We start from the raw sequence: 15,582 nt of genomic DNA on the forward strand, positions 1-15,582 counted from the left end.
CGGGAAAAACCATTTTCATATTCTTAATTTTTTGTAATTTTAAGAAATGTCTCAAAAGGTTTATTACAACGGAATTTTTGGTGAAAATCACATCAAGCTGGTACGAGAAATCATCAACATCGTCTCACTTGATGAGATGTTCTCGCGGATTAGGTATTCCGTAAAAACCCACGCGCACCGCAATCTTTTTCAAATCTTCGTTCTTGAAAAAGGAAAAGTTGAGCTTTTGGCGAATAACGAACATTTTATCGTAGAAAAACCTTCTATTATTACGATTCCCCAGTCGGTTTTTCATGGCCTTGAGTTTGAACCCGGTTCTAAAGGATATTTAATTTCACTTTCCGCAAACGCTGTCGAGCAGATGCTGAAGTTTGATGTGGAAGTGATTTACGAGCTCGATACCATCAGCATCACCGAAATCAGCCAGAAAAACCAATTGGTGGAAGACGCTTACAATACCATTCACAAATGCGTTTTTGAGTATAATAATGCACTTCCGGGAAAAGATTTGGCGCTTCAATATCTTGTGGGAATGCTTTTGTTGCGGCTATACAGAATCAATAATTCCAACCAGACGGTAATTCACACGCTGAACCAAAATGAAAGAACAGTTTTCCGGAATTTCAAAAAACTGGTTCAGGAGAACAATTCCATTAAGAAAAGAGTTGAAGATTACTCGTCGGAACTGGGAATTACGGTCGCAGCTTTAAGTCAGATCTGCAAGGCCATTTCGGGGAAATCGCCCAAAGAGGTTATTCTGGATTTCCTTATCCTTAATATTAAATCAACCTTAAAGAATCCCGAATTCAGCATTTCTGAAGTTTCCTATCAGTTCGACATTGATGATCCGAGTTATTTTGCGAGACTTTTCAAGCAGAAAACCGGACAGACCCCAAAACAGTACCGTTCAAACTTTAATTAAATGCACTCCTTATCCGCGTCGTATTCGTAATTCCACACCGCATTTCTTCAGCTATTTGCAAGAAATCCTACTAATTGCTGAAAAAATCCTATTCCATCATTTCAGATATTGGTAACTTCGGTTTACAGATTCATTACCAGAAGTTTAACTCAATATCACCCGAATATTAATGGAAAAAAATCCGGCAATTCTCAGCGTTGAAGCCTCAATTATAGATTTACCAACCATCCGTCCGCACAAACTTTCAATGGCGACGATGATGAAGCAGACGATGGTGATTATTAAAATCACTTCCACAGACGGTATTATCGGTTGGGGAGAATCTACAACGATCGGCGGAATGACCTATGGACCGGAATCCCCGGAATCCATGAAGCTGACTGTTGATCAGTATATTTCACCATTATTAATCGGAAAAGATGCTACCAATATTAATGTATTGATGCACGAAATTAACCGGAATGTAAAAGGAAATACCTTCACAAAAGCCGGTATTGAAACCGCTTTACTCGATTCACAGGGAAAACGTCTCGGTGTTTCTGTCGCTGAACTTTTCGGAGGTTCCATTAATTCCAAACTTCCTGTTTTGTGGACTTTAGCCAGCGGGAATACCGAAAAGGACATTGAAGAAGCTAAACACCTGATTAAAATTAACCGTCACGATACTTTTAAATTAAAGATAGGAAGCAACGAACCCAAAAAAGACGTAGTGCATGTAGTTGCCATAAAAAAAGCCCTGGGCGAAAACATCAGAATTACCGTGGATATCAACCAGGCCTGGAATGAATACACCGCAAAAATCTGGATTAAAGTTCTGCAGGACAACGGCATCGATTTAATTGAACAGCCTATCATTAAAACAAATTTCGACGGACTGGCGCGGCTTACAGAATATTTCCACGTTCCCATTATGGCAGATGAAGCCGTGGCGACAACCGAAGACGCAATGAAACTCTGTAAAATCCGCGGCGGAAGTGTTTTCGCTATTAAAATCATGAAGACTGGAGGACTTTATAACGCTGCAAAAATCGCCGGTATGGCAGAAGCTTCTGACATCGGTCTTTACGGCGGAACCATGCTTGAAGGAACAATTGGTTCCGTAGCATCGGCGCATATTTTCAGCACTTTTACCAATTTAAGCTGGGGAACCGAACTTTTTGGACCGATGCTTTTGACCGACGATATCGTCACCAATCCGATGGTATTTAAAGACTGCAAACTCGAACTACCGAAAGGTCCCGGATTAGGAATCGAAGTGGACGAAGATAAACTGAATCATTACAAAAGAAAATAAATCATGGTATACGTAGTAGAAATGGATGTTCACATCCCCGAAACCTGGGACGAAGACAAAAAAAAATCTTTCATGCAGAGAGAACAGGAAACTTCCCAAAAGTGGCAGAATTCCGGGAAATGGAAATATCTCTGGCGCGTTGCGGGCAGATATTCCAACATCAGTGTTCTGGAAGTAGAAAGTCCGGATGAACTTCATGAAATCCTGAGTTCCCTCCCACTTTTCCCTTACATGACCATCAAAGTAACCAGTGTCTGCAAACACCCGAACGCTTTGCGCGAAACACTTCTCTAAAATTTAACAACAATATCAATTCAAATAAATTTAAAAATCATGATGACAAGAGAACAGATAGATGCCGTATTGGCGGTAATCACAAGTCAGGAAAAAGCCGGACAGGGCAATGAGAGAGTAAAAGAAATTACAAACCGTCTTCTGAAAGACCTTTTTTATGCAATGGTCGACCTTAATATTACTTCGGAGGAAATGTGGCACGCAGCAGATTATCTGAAAACGGTTGGGCAGAATAACGAATGGGGATTGCTTTTCGCAGGTTTGGGAATCGAGAAGTTTATGGATGATATGATGGATCATGAAGACCAGGAGTCAGGATTACATAATGTAACACCGAGAACCATCGAAGGACCCCTTTATGTTGCGGGCTCTCCGGAAACTGAATCTTACGCGGAACTGGAAAACAATCCTGAAGAAAACCGTAATCTGGAAAGATTCTATATGGAAGGAACCGTAAAAGATGTTGACGGAAATCCTGTAGAAGGCGCTTTGCTGGAAGTCTGGCACTGCAACGAACATGGAATGTATTCTTATTTCGATACAAGTCAGTCTGAATACAATTTAAGAAGAGCCATCAGAATTGGAGCTGATGGAAAATATAAGTTCAAAACCGTTGTTCCACCGGGATATTCATGTCCGCCCGGAAGCGCAACCGATAAAATGATGACGCTTTTGGGAAGACACGGAAGCCGACCTGCGCATATCCACTTCTTCGTTACAGCGCCGGGTTACAGAAAACTGACTACCCAGATCAATATCGAAGGAGATCCTTTAATTTTTGAAGATTTTGCTTTTGCAACGAAAGCAGATTTGGTACCTAAAATTACCAGACATTCCGCGGAAGAAGCTGTCGCTAATGGTTACGGAGACGAAGCTTACGCACATTCATTTTTCAATTTCACTATTGTGAAAGAAGAAGCAATTCATGATAACGGCGAAAATCACAGAACGAGAGCACTCGCATCATAACAGTTTGAAATCAATCTAATCTTCAGACAGACTCTTCATTTCCGGATGTAGAGTTTGTTTGGTTTTTTCAATTTTGAAAGACAAAAAATTTAATTAAATGCCTTCAGCAAAAGTAAATAACACAGAAATCAACTATCGTTTTGAAGATTACGGCCACGAGAATACGCTTGTATTTTCAAATTCATTGGGAACCAATTTTTCGATGTGGAAAAAACAGCATGAGGAGATTTCAAAACATTTCAATATTCTGTTTTACGATACCCGCGGACACGGAAAAAGCGAAGTAACGGAGGGCGATTACAGTGCTGAACTTCTAGGAAACGATATTTTACAACTCACTGAATTTTTAGGAATTCATTATTTTTATTTCTGTGGAATTTCAATGGGCGGACTAATCGGTCAGTGGCTTGCTTTAAATGGTGAAGGAAGAATTAAAAAATTAATTATTTCCAATACCGCAGCCAAAATCGGTACCGGTGAAGGCTGGAACAGCCGGATCAAAAGCGTATCCGAAAACGGACTTTCTTCGATTCTTGAAGCAACTGCCGAAAGATGGTTTACGGAAAGCTTCAATAAAAATCACAAAAATGAAGTGGATGGAATTCTGAAAAATTTTGATGAGACACCTTTGCTAGGATACATTTCCAACTGCGCAATGGTCCGCGATGCCGATTTCAGAAATGACCTTTCCAAAATCAGCATTCCTACCCTTATTATTTCAGGAAAATACGATGAAGTAACCACCGTTGAAGACGGCGATTTCCTACAGACGAATATCAGAAATGCTGAACATGTCATTCTGGAAACCTGTCATCTTTCCAACTTCGAAAAACCAACCGAATTCAACAGCGCAGTCATTCAGTTTTTAAATCAATAACGAAATATGCAGTTTGCATTAAATATAAAAAAAGTAAAATGAAACACGTTCCACAAATTACACCACAGGAAGCCGCAGCGTTGGTAAAAGACGGTGACACCCTTTTACAGGGCGGTTTCGGGATGACCGGAAATCCGGTTCACCTGATGCACGCTTTGGCGGAAACAGAAACTAAAAGCCTTACTTTCATCGGAAATAATGTTGGCGAACCGGGTTTAGGCGGTGGCCGGCTTTTACGAAACGGACAGATAAAAAAAATGATCGGCTCCTTTTTCACTTCAAACCCGGAAGCCGTAAAAGCAGCCCAAAACGGCGATGTGGAATATGAACTCATTCCACAGGGAACGCTCGCAGAAGCGATTCGCGCAGGCGGCGCAGGAATTGGCGGTTTTTATACCGTAACTTCTGCCGGAACCGAAATTGCCAAAGGAAAAGAAACCAAAATCATCAACGGAAAAGAAATGGTTTTCGTTCCCGGGATCCGAGGAAATGTAGCCTTTATCCGCGCCTGGAAAGCAGACACTGCCGGAAATCTTCAGTACAGAATGACGGAGCAGAATTTTAACCGTGCTTTCGCAACTGCCGCTGATCTGGTGATTGCAGAAGTGGAAGAAATTGTTGCCGTTGGCGAAATTGCCGCTGAAAATATTCACACACAAGGCTGTTATATCGATTATTTGGTTCAGGCGCATACGACTTTGGAAGAACTTGGAAGTTCAGGTTCGGTAAGCAAATCAAAAGTCGTTTCGGAAAAAAGAATGAATATGGCAAAACGCGCTTTAGCCGAGCTTCAGAAAGGTGAAGTAGTGAATTTGGGCATCGGAATTCCAACCTTAGTTGCTGATTTAATCACCGAAGAACACGGAATCATTCTTCATACAGAAAACGGAATGTTGGGTGTTGGTCCTGTTCCTGAAGATGGCGGCGGCGCAATGGATTATCCCGTGAATGCAGGAAAAATCCCCGTTACAGCACTTCCGGGAACCAGCTATTTCGACAGCACCGACTCTTTCGCGATGATCCGCGGTGGGCATATTGATACCGCCGTGATGGGCGGTCTTCAGGTGGACGAAGCTGGAAATCTTGCTAACTGGGCTGTTCCGGGCGAACCGCTTTTAGGAGTTGGCGGCGCAATGGATCTGGCTTCGGGCGCGAAAAAACTCATCATCACGATGATGCATACGGAAAGAGACGGAACCTCGAAAATAGTTCCGGTCTGCGATTTACCTTTAACCGCTTTAAAATCTGTTGATGTGGTGATTACTGACCTTGCAGTTTTCAGTTATATTGACGGAAAACTTACTTTAACTGAAGTAATGCCCGGCGCAACATTAGAAGAAGTTCGGGAAAAAACTCCCGCAAAATTCATTGAAAATCTTTCGTAAAAATTGGTGGATTAAATCACACAATTGCAGAAATCAAACAAAATAAGAGCTTTTCTTTTTTCACCGATTTTAATTTATATCATCCGGTGTATCATTGGATTTTCTATTGGGTATTTTTTACTAAAAACCTTTCCGGGGTTTGATCTTTTTTGGGCCTTGCTTTCTATTCTGCTGGTCATTTCTCCGGAGGGCAAAGATTCGAAAAGATTATCCATTGAGCGGGTGAAAGCTAATTTTATCGGTGCATTATCCGGAATTATTGTATTTTCACTCCCGATTGAGGTGTATTTTAAAATTCTGATCGGAATTACAGCGGCAGCGCTGATCTGCAAACTGTTTAATCTGCTGAATGTGTCGCGGAGCGCCATTGTTGCGATCATCATCGTTTTGATGGAGCGGCCGGACGAAAGTTTTATGGCACCGGTGGAAAGGTTCGTTTCGGTATTCATCGGCTGCATAATCGGTTTGCTGGTGACCGTTTCCACCGCTTTTATGATTAAATTTGTGCACCGCAAAATACTGGATCTGGAATACCACACCAGTAATAAAAATTAAATTTAAAAAAAATGAATAAAGAAGCATATATTATCGACGGAACCCGTTCTGCCATTGGAAATTTCAAAGGAAGTTTAGCACCAGTAAGAACAGATGACCTGATGGCTTCCGTGATTAAAAGCCTTGTAGCCAAAAATCCGGAATTACCTTTGGATAAAATTGATGACGTGATTATCGGCTGCGCCAATCAGGCCGGAGAAGATAACAGAAACGTTGCAAGAATGGCTCTGCTTTTGGCCGGACTTCCAACCAATGTTCCGGGAGAAACCGTGAACAGGCTTTGTGCATCAGGAATGAGCTCAATTGCTCAGGCGATGAGAGCGATAAAATCCGGCGAAGGTGATCTTTTTATTGCCGGCGGCGTGGAAGGAATGTCACGCGCACCTTACGCGATTTCAAAGGCAGAAAGCGCTTTTGGAACTGATTCTAAGATGTACGATTCGAGTTTCGGATGGCGTTTTGTCAATCCGCAGATGGAAAAAATGTACGGAACAGAAGCCATGGGCAAAACCGCGGAAAACCTTGCTGAAATCTATAAAATATCACGCGAGGAACAGGATGAATTCGCTTTGAATTCTCAAATGAAAGCAAAAAAAGCGCAGGAATCCGGAAGATTGGCAGAAGAAATTTCTGATATCGCGATTCCTCAGAGAAAAGGCGATTCGCTCATTATCAACAAAGACGAATTCATCAAACCCAATTCCACAATGGAAGGTTTAGGAAAATTGAGAGCAGCTTTTATTAAAGAAAACGGAACCGTAACTGCAGGAAATGCTTCGGGATTAAATGACGGTGCCGCTGCAGTGCTCATTGCTTCAGATGACGCGGTAAAAAATTACGGACTGAAACCTTTAGCGAAAATCGTAAGTTCCGCCGTTGTGGGAGTTGAACCCCGAATTATGGGAATCGGACCTGTTGACGCTACAAAACTGGCATTAAAAAGAGCCAATCTCACTTTAGACCAAATTGATATCATCGAACTGAACGAAGCCTTCGCGGCGCAAAGTATAGCGTGTCTGAAGGAACTTGGAATCGCAAACGACGATGCAAGAGTAAATGTGAACGGCGGTGCAATTGCACTTGGTCACCCGCTTGGAATGAGCGGTACGCGGATTACCTATTCTGCGGCTTTGGAACTGAATAAAACCGGCAAAAAATATGCATTGGCTACAATGTGTATCGGTGTTGGACAAGGCTACGCGGTGATTCTTGAAAACCCGAATATTTAAAGAACATTCATAAAATAAAAAACTGCTGAAAATTCAGCAGTTTTTTTTTATAAGTTAATACCTCCGGAAACTTCAATCCTCTGTCCGTTAATCCATTTCGAGTCTTCCGTACAGAGAAATGCAACCACAGAACCGATATCTTCGGGAAGTCCGACTCTTCCTAGGGCAGTATTTTCGGCAATGTGTTTATTGATTTCTTTATTGTCGCGAACGGTGCCACCACCAAAATCGGTTTCAATAGCTCCGGGCGCAACGGTATTTACACGGATTTGCCTTTTTCCGATTTCCATCGCCCAGTATTTGGTCATGGTCGTGATCGCCGCTTTAAAACTTGCATATACCGAATTGCCAACCATCGAAAACCGCGACAAGCCGCTTCCTATATTGATAATTCCACCGCCGTCATTCATATACTTGAGCATACTTTGGGTAAAAAAATATGGGCTTTTCACATGAACGTTCATCAGAGTATCGAAAGTTTTTTCATCAGTTTCACCTAAAATTGTGCGCAAACCGATTCCGGCGTTGTTGATGAGAAAATCTATTTTCTGACCGCTAAATTTTTCGTTAAGAACTTTTTCTACATTCTTAAAGAAATCTTCAAAACCAGACTGATTATCCATACTTAACTGAAGAAAAGCGGTCTTTTGGCCCAATTTTTCTATTTCGAGGGCAGTTTGGGCTGCTTCATCTCCTTTCGAATGGTAGGTGAAAATAACGTCAATTCCTTTTTTGGCGAGACTTAATGCCATATCTTTTCCCAAACCGCGGCTGGCTCCTGTTACTAATGCTATTTTGCTCATATTATAAATTTTAAATTTATGTTACTGACCATTATATTTTAGCCCCATTTTTTTTTTGGCAGATTTCAAAGATTCTGTGATGAGATTCTTAAGAACATCTTTATCTAACTCATCGAGCTTTTTGAAATAAATGCATCCGCCGTTTCCCTTTTTTATTTTTCCTAAATCCTCTACCAGCTTACTCTCTTTTTCCGAACCGCAATTCGTAATGTACAAAGAGAATGCTGACTTTCTGGGAGAAAATCCGATCCTGCACATATCACCTTCACGCCCACTTTCATATTGGTAATGGTAAGAACCGAAACCGATGATGGACGGTCCCCACATGGTGGCTTTCTCGCCGGAAAGTTCTTCCATGATGCTGACGAGTTCAAAACTGTCTTTCTGTTTCTTTTCGTCGGAGCTCAGAATAAACTCTTCAACGCTGAGTGCTGTGGGTTTTGTTTTATTTTCGGATATCATCTATTTTTTTATCATTCCGGAAGAAAAACGGGGCTTCATCCTAGCCCCCGATTGCAGTGGAAATCCTTTTTTCAGCGGCGGCAAAGCCGCCGCTGAAAAAAGATTGTAACGGAAAGCGGGACCTAGCCGCCGGAAAAAGCGGGAACTGTCCTGCTCCTAAAATAAATTAATGTGACTGTACTTTCGCAGGATCATCGTAATTCACCATCCAGTTGATACCGAATTTATCGGTCCACATACCAAAATAGGCGCCCCAAAACGTGTCGGCAAGCGGCATTGTTACGTTTCCGCCTTCAGAAAGCCCGTTGAAAAGGCGCTCTGCTTCTTCCTTGGAATCCGTGTTGATGGAAAGTGAAATGTTATTTCCAGCTTTGTGGTCGTGCATGCCGGGCATTGTATCGCTTCCCATCAGGATTGTTTCCTGAGAAATCGGCAGCGTTACGTGCATCACCCGGTTTTTAATTTCTTCCGACATTGGCGGCATTCCTTCCTGTGGAGGCATATCTCCGAATTTCCCGATCATCGGGAATTCTCCGCCGAAAACGGATTTGTAAAAATTGAAGGCTTCTTCGCAGTTGCCGTCGAATGTTAAATACGCATTTACCTGTGCCATAGTTCTTATTTTTATTGTTTGTTTTTTGATTTGTTTATTGGAGAGAAAGTTCCATTTTGATATTACATCTCTCGTAAGGCGTTTCGGCGTCTACCGGAACTTCAGTGAAACCGAACTTTTTATACATTTCAATGGCGGGAGTTAAACTTCGGTTGGAAAGTAAAATCACTTTCTCTGTTCCCAATTTCTTTGCTTCTTCAATACAGTGCGTCATGAGAAGTTTTCCGATTCCGCGGCCTTTAAACTCTTCGGTTACAGCCATTTTCGCAAGCTCATAAACACCGTGCTCTTTTAGTAAAGAAGCTGTTCCAACAATCTTGTCTCCAGCTTTTGCAAGATAAATTCTGCCGCCTTTTTCAAGGATTTCTGTTTCAGGATTGGAAAGCTGATGTGCATCGAATGGCTCGACCACAAAATACTTCTGAAGCCATTCCACATTCAGATTTTTAAAATCTTCTCTGTATTTCGGTTCAAAACCGACAATTTCTATTTTCATAACCTTCTTTTTTGAGTGAGATCCCTGCCAACAAACACGAGTCCCCATGCTCCGATCCCTAAAATCGAGAACCAGAATGGCGACGGAATCGTAACCATCATATAAACCGAAATTAAAACAAATACAGCCCCGAGGATGAAAACCGGTGCGCGACTGCTGTCCCTTGCGATTTTACTTGCTACAAAACCTCCGCAAACTGCTCCGGCAGCGTAGGAAATAATTACAAAGAAAAGTGCCATAAACGGTGCTGTTTCTACATATTTACGGATGACTTCGGGATCATTGCTGTTGCTTCCGGCCGGCAGCGGATAAAGCATGTGACCGATATACTGTACAATTCCCACGATGATGGAAGTGGCTACAATCCCTGCTATCACGGCAAATATCTGTCTTAGCATTATTATTGGTTTTTCCAGTTGGTTTTAAAATGTAGTGTTCCGTCATAATTTGTCCAGTCGCCGATGAATTCGATGTACTGCTGTCCGATTTTTTCTGTCTTTCTGTCCCAGATAAAGGTATAAATAAATTTTCCTTTCAGTATACCTGAATGTTTTCCATTAGGTTCTTCGGCCAGCTCATATTCACCGAAAACGGTACTTCTTTTTTTACCGTCTTTATATTGGGTGATTTTCAGTTTTCCTTCAAATTTGGAATAATTATTTTCCACCAGCGAGTAACCGGAAACGAAATACTCCTGATCATTTTTACGGTTCTGCTCAGAAATCTTGATTTTCACTTTAATCGGCTCTTTATCACCGCCAATCGTTCCGGTGTAAGGCTGGGATTTATTCAGCCAGACCTCAGCAATATTGGGCATCTGAGAAAATGCGAAAGAACTGAAGACCAAAAAAAGGAGCAAATATTTTTTCATTTTGTGTTGTTTAAGGCTTTAAACTCCAAACTGATCCAAATGGTGATTAAGGTGTTTCGCCAGCATGTTGTTCCATTCCTGGGCGGTAAGTTTCCCGAAAGAATGTGACATTTTACCATCGAAAGCTTCTCTTCCCAGCTGCTGTGTTTTCTGAATAAAACCGATCAGCCGTTTTTTTTCTTCCTCGAAATTTTTGTTTCCTTTGATGATAAACATTGGTCCCGTAGGAAGATTCTGTTTATATGGAAGCTCGTTCACGGTTTTTGATTTCACGAAGTTTTTTAACAGAAATCCTGCAATGAAATTGGGCTTCGGATGTTTTTCCTGTTCGTAAATAGTTTCATAAGCCACATTGAGATGAGCGAGCACCTGATCCACGCTCATTGTCCCCCATTTTCCTGGAGTTTCCGGAGTAAGGCTGTTGATTCTGTCGATGTAATTCTGGGCGTCTTTGGCGTCGAAAATGTTCTGCATGGTTTTCAAGTATATTTAGAGAAAATCAAAGTTAAGCAATTTGGAAAACAAGTGGTAATAACACCTCAAAAATTATTTTTCACTTCTTATTCTGCTTAAAGTTTCCTGAGAAATCCCAAGATAACTTGCTATCATCCCCAGCGGAGCGCGCAAAATAATATCAGGATTTTCCGCCATCAGCTGCGCGTATTTTTCTTTGGCAGTCATATACTGGAGGGAAGAAATTCTGTTCGACATCTGTATCATCAGATTTCCCAGAATATATCGGCTGAAATTGGCAAAAGTGAGAGAAACCGAGCAGAATTCTTCAAGCTTCTGAAAGTTACAAGTAACGATTTCGGATTTTTCAAGCGTTTCAATATTGTACCTTGTGGGCTGATCCTTAAAAAGGGTATCAATATTCGCCGTGAGTTTTCCTTCGGAATAAAAATTAGTGGTGATATCCTTTCCGTTTTCATAGTAAAACATCCGCAGTAAGCCTTTTTCAACGAAAAATACTGTTCGGTTATACTGATTCTGGTGGCTCAGAAGCTCACCTTTCCGATACACTTTAAACTCACATTCCTCCTTTAAAAATCTTTCAATTTCGGTATCCAGTTTTATATGCTGCCTAAGGTGCTCAATGATGGTCATTCAATAAAAATTTAAACAAAAGTAAGAAAAAAGAGCGCCCCAAAAATATGGGAACGCCCTTCACAAGAACATGAAAAACTATTTTTTTTACTCCTCAATACCTTTTTCGGTATCAGCAGATAAATGATATTCTTTGAATAAGATTTTAATTTTGATCTTCAGTGCCACCCAACCCAAAATAAAAAACACCCAACCTAAGATAAAGAGATGCCAAAGATATTTCTGAGTAAGTTGGTCTAAACCATGCTGTACAACCATAATTTTAATCGCCTGAAGATATGGTGTCAAAGGAATTATTTCTGTAAATCTGGTGATCATTTCAGGCATTGCGTATGTTGGCCAGGTAAAACCGCTGATGATGAAAGCAGGCGATGCGATAATCATCAAAATCTGTGTCGCCTTCAGTGCATTCGGGATCAGAATACTTACCAAAACCCCTAAATTGGTTGAAGCTACTACAAACATTGCGGTTACTAAAAAGAAATTGGATACATTCTCCGGCATCGGGATCTTAAAATACACTCCGCACCAATAAAAAATAAGGAGGTTGACATTAGAAAAAAGCCAGACCGGCAGACATTTAATTGCCATCACCAGAACGGCATATTTCTGTTTTCCGGCAAAATCTTTCACAAAAGAATCTCTTTTAAATTCTTCGGAAAACGTAACCGCCATTGCCAAAAGAATGACCTGCTGTAAAACCACCGCCATCAGAGCAGGCCACATAAAAACCAGATAATTGCTGGTGGTGTTGAAAAGCGTAATATAATTCGCTTTGAAAGGTTCAAAGGAAATTTTTGCCTGATCCGCATTCATCCCTTTTTTCTGCAAAGCCTTCATTTCCGCACCGGCCGAAAATGTTCCAACGGTCAGCTGAATCGCTTTGGAGGCAAAATTGGCTGTGAGTACATTGGAAGTATTGATATACACATTCAGTTCCGGATATTTTTTTTGGAGAATACCGGCTTCAAATCTTTCAGGAATAATGACAACGGCTCCGGCTTCTGTTTTTATGACCTCATCTTTTAAAGAAGCAGGTTCTGCCTGATAATTCAAAACTTTTATGGAATGATTGTCTTCCAGCATATCCACCATCTGCTGTGAGGTTGGAGTTTTATCCTGATCAATTACGATGACCGGAATATCCGTCACTTTTCCACTCTGATAGGTAAAACCGATTAAAAGCGCGTAAACAAGCGGTGCAAGGAAGAAAACCGAAAGCATGGTGGTGTTCGTAAAAAACAACCGGAACTCTCTTTTCAAAAGATATTTAATCTGTTTCATGTCCTGTGATTTTTTAAATTATTTTAAAATCACACTTGAATTCACCAACAGATTGTTCGCCTGTGCCACGTCACTGGGGATTACCTTAATTTCGTATACTGCGTCTTCCGGCTGATAATCGGGGAAAGCGGTGGTAATATCCGCGTATTTAGTCAATTGTCTGATCGCAACTATTTTTCCTGCAAATTCTTTGTTTCCGTGAGTTGATTTTAGATTCACAGTCATTCCCTTCTGATAATCAGCAATTTTACTTTCCGGAATGGTAAATCTGAAATACGTTGTATTGGGAATATACCCGTTGAACAATGCGTAACCCGCGGTTGCCAGTTCGCCTACATTTAAAGTGATGGTTTCAATTTCCATGTCGTTGGTTGCGATAATGTATCTTTCAGAATACGCTACATTCGCTTCCTGTAAAGCGCCTCTCGCCTGGTTTTCCTGGCCCGCGGCCATGTCAATTTTCTCTAATCTAGTTCCCATTTCCACATCATGCAGTTCTGCATTTGCTGCTTCGTACTGGGCTTTTGCGCCCTGAAGCTTGGCATACGTTTCATCATAATTCTGGGGAGAAAGCAGACTGTCTCTGTACATATTCTGTGCTCTGCTGTACGATTTCTGTGCATATTCATACTGCTGCTGCAAACCTTTCTGCTTGGCTTTCAACTGCTTCAGCTGATCTGGGGTCGCACCGTTTTTTGCCAGTCTTGCCTGTGCAGATGCGGCGGCTGTAGCACCTTTTGCCTGCGCAATTTTTGCTGAAACTTCCGGAACATCAAGCATCGCCAAAGTATCACCAGCTTTCACCGTTTGTCCTTCTTCCACATAAATCTTCAAAATTCTTCCGGTAACTTTCGGTGCGAAAGCGATAACTTCTTTTTTGGTTTTTCCTTCAATAAGTTTTTGAGGAGTTTCCTGCTTACATGCAGTTACTGAGATTAATCCTGCCAGAGCGAAATATTTAAGCATATAGTTTTTCATTGTAATGTTATTGTTTTATAATTATAGTTTTTCTGCGGACAAATTTTGGGTAGATTTCATCAGTTCTACGGCGGACCTTCTTTGATTGAATACTGCGGTTTGATATTCCAGTTCTGCATTTTCAAGATCATTTTCTGCTTCAATCAACTGGCTGGATTTAATTAAACCGTATCTGAATTCCTTTTCGGCTTGCGTTAAAGCATTTTTGGCAATCTGTCTCGCTTTTGCCTTCAATTCAATTTGGGACCAAGCGATATTGTAATTGGTTTGATTATTAGCTAAATTGAGCTGCAGTTTTCTTTCTGCATCCGTTTTTTTGCTTTCCAAAATTTCTCTCTCAATCCTGGCTTTTTCCATTTCGTGTTTCCCTTCATTGCCATCAAAAACATCCCATTTAAAACCAATTCCGGCCTGAAACATCGGAAAGATCTGAGTGTTTTTTAAATCTGAATCAAGCCTATTCACCATTCCGGGAATTACATCTTTAGAAGAAGAAACATTCGAATTGAACAGCCCCAAATAAGAAACGGAAGCCGTTGCCTGAACCTTGGGAATCCACCATGTTTTTTCAGCTTTAATCTTAGCATCAATGGCTTTAATCCCAAAATCAAATGCCTTCAGTTCTGCGCGGTTTTCTACTGACTGATCTCCATTCAGGTATTCTATTTTTTCTAAAGTTGGATTGATTAAAGCAATCCTCGTTTTTTCAATTCCTGTCAGAAGGTAAAGCTGCGTAATCAGCAGTTCTCTTTTTCCTTCATATTCAACCATTTTAGAATCGAGTGTTGCCTCTGCCAATTCAATTTTTTTGAAATCGTAAGGCGTGATTAAGCCGTATCCCAACGCTTTTTCGGCGGTTTTCTTATTGATGTCGAGGCGTTTTTTGCTTTCATCCAGCACTTTTTTAGATTCGGTGACCAAAGCAAACTGATCGTACGCTTTTGAAACCTGAGTAATCACTTCATCCTGATATTTTTCCTGCAACGCCCGATTGGAATTATTTTTTTCCGTCAATGCCTGTTTCAAATACTTTACTTTTCCGCCGGAATAAATCAAAACCGAAGCTTCGGCTTTTGCTGCAACATCAAAACCCGATAAATTGAACTGATTATCGAGCGCGCCTTCGGGAAAAACCATTCCCGGAAAAACAGGTTTGATTGCCGGAACTACAAGTTCGGGGGAATTAATATCAGCGGTTGCATTAAGATATCCTGCTTTACCGGAGATTTCTACTTTAGGAAGGAAAACATCCTTCAGTTTCTGCTGATCAAGACCGATTGCTTTTGCATCCAAATTCTGCTGTTCTATCGCAGCATCTCTTTGAAGCGCCGCATTCACAAGTTCCTGGAGATCCGGTGCGGTCTGCGCCCGGAAAACCATTGGAAAACCAAGCATGGCGGCAAAAAATGCCTTATTAAAGTTTTTCATTTTTCAGTTCTTTGT

19 protein-coding genes are annotated in these 15,582 nt (G+C 41.2%); 8 read left to right on the top strand and 11 right to left on the bottom strand.

Features of this window, described 5'->3' with window-relative positions:
• Positions 1-46 precede the first annotated feature (46 nt).
• The 8 genes from KSK37_RS05490 to pcaF all read left to right on the top strand — a co-directional run bounded on the left by KSK37_RS05490 (position 47) and on the right by pcaF (position 7,525).
• Complete coding sequence (locus tag KSK37_RS05490; RefSeq protein ID WP_217199932.1) at positions 47-922, top strand: AraC family transcriptional regulator; 876 nt, start codon at positions 47-49, stop codon at positions 920-922.
• Positions 923-1,091: 169 nt separating this feature from the next.
• The gene (locus tag KSK37_RS05495) at positions 1,092-2,216 is read left to right on the top strand and encodes a muconate/chloromuconate family cycloisomerase (RefSeq protein WP_088360141.1); all 1,125 of its coding nucleotides are present in this window, start codon (positions 1,092-1,094) and stop codon (positions 2,214-2,216) included.
• A gap of 3 nt (positions 2,217-2,219) precedes the next feature.
• A complete protein-coding gene (locus tag KSK37_RS05500) occupies positions 2,220-2,510 on the top strand; it encodes a muconolactone Delta-isomerase family protein (protein ID WP_088360142.1) in 291 nt (96 codons plus the stop codon).
• A 39-nt stretch (positions 2,511-2,549) separates the two neighbouring features.
• Positions 2,550-3,479 carry a dioxygenase family protein gene (locus KSK37_RS05505; protein ID WP_217199934.1) on the top strand — a complete coding sequence of 310 codons (930 nt, stop codon included), beginning with the start codon at positions 2,550-2,552 and terminating at the stop codon, positions 3,477-3,479.
• 97 nt (positions 3,480-3,576) lie between these two features.
• Positions 3,577-4,356 carry a 3-oxoadipate enol-lactonase gene (gene pcaD / locus KSK37_RS05510; RefSeq protein ID WP_217199936.1) on the top strand — a complete coding sequence of 260 codons (780 nt, stop codon included), beginning with the start codon at positions 3,577-3,579 and terminating at the stop codon, positions 4,354-4,356.
• 38 nt (positions 4,357-4,394) lie between these two features.
• Entirely contained in the window at positions 4,395-5,741 is a 1,347-nt protein-coding gene (locus tag KSK37_RS05515; protein WP_217199938.1) for a 3-oxoacid CoA-transferase, read from the top strand.
• 24 nt (positions 5,742-5,765) lie between these two features.
• Positions 5,766-6,296, top strand: coding sequence for an FUSC family protein (locus KSK37_RS05520; RefSeq protein ID WP_217199940.1), 531 nt, complete (start codon positions 5,766-5,768; stop codon positions 6,294-6,296).
• 11 nt (positions 6,297-6,307) lie between these two features.
• Positions 6,308-7,525, top strand: a complete 1,218-nt coding sequence (pcaF, locus tag KSK37_RS05525) for a 3-oxoadipyl-CoA thiolase (RefSeq protein WP_217199943.1) — start codon at positions 6,308-6,310, stop codon at positions 7,523-7,525.
• Between the two features lie 47 nt (positions 7,526-7,572).
• Here pcaF and KSK37_RS05530 read toward each other — a convergent pair whose 3' ends face one another.
• The 11 genes from KSK37_RS05530 to KSK37_RS05580 form a co-directional block, all read right to left on the bottom strand.
• On the bottom strand, positions 7,573-8,328 hold the full coding sequence (locus KSK37_RS05530) for an SDR family NAD(P)-dependent oxidoreductase (protein WP_217199945.1): 756 nt from the start codon (positions 8,326-8,328) through the stop codon (positions 7,573-7,575).
• Positions 8,329-8,349: 21 nt separating this feature from the next.
• Positions 8,350-8,790, bottom strand: coding sequence for a DUF1801 domain-containing protein (locus KSK37_RS05535; RefSeq protein ID WP_246566245.1), 441 nt, complete (start codon positions 8,788-8,790; stop codon positions 8,350-8,352).
• A gap of 166 nt (positions 8,791-8,956) precedes the next feature.
• Positions 8,957-9,403: a VOC family protein gene (locus KSK37_RS05540; protein WP_088360149.1), complete on the bottom strand. Its 447-nt coding sequence runs from the start codon at positions 9,401-9,403 to the stop codon at positions 8,957-8,959.
• 34 nt (positions 9,404-9,437) lie between these two features.
• Complete coding sequence (locus tag KSK37_RS05545; protein ID WP_088360150.1) at positions 9,438-9,899, bottom strand: GNAT family N-acetyltransferase; 462 nt, start codon at positions 9,897-9,899, stop codon at positions 9,438-9,440.
• Positions 9,896-10,297 carry a hypothetical protein gene (locus KSK37_RS05550; RefSeq protein WP_217199947.1) on the bottom strand — a complete coding sequence of 134 codons (402 nt, stop codon included), beginning with the start codon at positions 10,295-10,297 and terminating at the stop codon, positions 9,896-9,898. Before KSK37_RS05550 ends, KSK37_RS05545 begins: the two co-directional genes overlap by 4 nt.
• Positions 10,298-10,299: 2 nt before the next feature.
• Positions 10,300-10,770 (bottom strand): hypothetical protein, encoded by a 471-nt coding sequence (locus KSK37_RS05555; RefSeq protein WP_217199949.1) that lies wholly within the window; start codon positions 10,768-10,770, stop codon positions 10,300-10,302.
• An 18-nt stretch (positions 10,771-10,788) separates the two neighbouring features.
• Positions 10,789-11,244 (bottom strand): DUF1569 domain-containing protein, encoded by a 456-nt coding sequence (locus KSK37_RS05560; protein ID WP_088360153.1) that lies wholly within the window; start codon positions 11,242-11,244, stop codon positions 10,789-10,791.
• Between the two features lie 72 nt (positions 11,245-11,316).
• Positions 11,317-11,877 (bottom strand): Crp/Fnr family transcriptional regulator, encoded by a 561-nt coding sequence (locus KSK37_RS05565; RefSeq protein ID WP_088360154.1) that lies wholly within the window; start codon positions 11,875-11,877, stop codon positions 11,317-11,319.
• Between the two features lie 87 nt (positions 11,878-11,964).
• A complete protein-coding gene (locus KSK37_RS05570) occupies positions 11,965-13,161 on the bottom strand; it encodes an ABC transporter permease (protein WP_217199950.1) in 1,197 nt (398 codons plus the stop codon).
• A gap of 18 nt (positions 13,162-13,179) precedes the next feature.
• Positions 13,180-14,139, bottom strand: a complete 960-nt coding sequence (locus KSK37_RS05575; RefSeq protein WP_217199952.1) for an HlyD family secretion protein — start codon at positions 14,137-14,139, stop codon at positions 13,180-13,182.
• Between the two features lie 21 nt (positions 14,140-14,160).
• Complete coding sequence (locus KSK37_RS05580) at positions 14,161-15,567, bottom strand: TolC family protein (protein ID WP_217199954.1); 1,407 nt, start codon at positions 15,565-15,567, stop codon at positions 14,161-14,163.
• Between the last annotated feature and the right edge of the window lie 15 nt (positions 15,568-15,582).

The organism is Kaistella soli, from assembly GCF_019038595.1.
Classification (GTDB): Bacteria; Bacteroidota; Bacteroidia; order Flavobacteriales; family Weeksellaceae; genus Kaistella; species Kaistella soli.

Excerpts from the sequence above, each read along its gene's own strand:
- KSK37_RS05490 (WP_217199932.1), top strand. The coding sequence starts at position 47 with ATGTCTCAAAAGGTTTATTACAACGGAATTTTTGGTGAAAATCACATC.
- KSK37_RS05495 (WP_088360141.1), top strand. The coding sequence starts at position 1,092 with ATGGAAAAAAATCCGGCAATTCTCAGCGTTGAAGCCTCAATTATAGAT.
- KSK37_RS05500 (WP_088360142.1), top strand. The coding sequence starts at position 2,220 with ATGGTATACGTAGTAGAAATGGATGTTCACATCCCCGAAACCTGGGAC.
- KSK37_RS05505 (WP_217199934.1), top strand. The coding sequence starts at position 2,550 with ATGATGACAAGAGAACAGATAGATGCCGTATTGGCGGTAATCACAAGT.
- pcaD (WP_217199936.1), top strand. The coding sequence starts at position 3,577 with ATGCCTTCAGCAAAAGTAAATAACACAGAAATCAACTATCGTTTTGAA.
- KSK37_RS05515 (WP_217199938.1), top strand. The coding sequence starts at position 4,395 with ATGAAACACGTTCCACAAATTACACCACAGGAAGCCGCAGCGTTGGTA.
- pcaF (WP_217199943.1), top strand. The coding sequence starts at position 6,308 with ATGAATAAAGAAGCATATATTATCGACGGAACCCGTTCTGCCATTGGA.
- KSK37_RS05530 (WP_217199945.1), bottom strand. The coding sequence starts at position 8,328 with ATGAGCAAAATAGCATTAGTAACAGGAGCCAGCCGCGGTTTGGGAAAA.
- KSK37_RS05535 (WP_246566245.1), bottom strand. The coding sequence starts at position 8,790 with ATGATATCCGAAAATAAAACAAAACCCACAGCACTCAGCGTTGAAGAG.
- KSK37_RS05540 (WP_088360149.1), bottom strand. The coding sequence starts at position 9,403 with ATGGCACAGGTAAATGCGTATTTAACATTCGACGGCAACTGCGAAGAA.
- KSK37_RS05545 (WP_088360150.1), bottom strand. The coding sequence starts at position 9,899 with ATGAAAATAGAAATTGTCGGTTTTGAACCGAAATACAGAGAAGATTTT.
- KSK37_RS05550 (WP_217199947.1), bottom strand. The coding sequence starts at position 10,297 with ATGCTAAGACAGATATTTGCCGTGATAGCAGGGATTGTAGCCACTTCC.
- KSK37_RS05555 (WP_217199949.1), bottom strand. The coding sequence starts at position 10,770 with ATGAAAAAATATTTGCTCCTTTTTTTGGTCTTCAGTTCTTTCGCATTT.
- KSK37_RS05560 (WP_088360153.1), bottom strand. The coding sequence starts at position 11,244 with ATGCAGAACATTTTCGACGCCAAAGACGCCCAGAATTACATCGACAGA.
- KSK37_RS05565 (WP_088360154.1), bottom strand. The coding sequence starts at position 11,877 with ATGACCATCATTGAGCACCTTAGGCAGCATATAAAACTGGATACCGAA.
- KSK37_RS05570 (WP_217199950.1), bottom strand. The coding sequence starts at position 13,161 with ATGAAACAGATTAAATATCTTTTGAAAAGAGAGTTCCGGTTGTTTTTT.
- KSK37_RS05575 (WP_217199952.1), bottom strand. The coding sequence starts at position 14,139 with ATGAAAAACTATATGCTTAAATATTTCGCTCTGGCAGGATTAATCTCA.
- KSK37_RS05580 (WP_217199954.1), bottom strand. The coding sequence starts at position 15,567 with ATGAAAAACTTTAATAAGGCATTTTTTGCCGCCATGCTTGGTTTTCCA.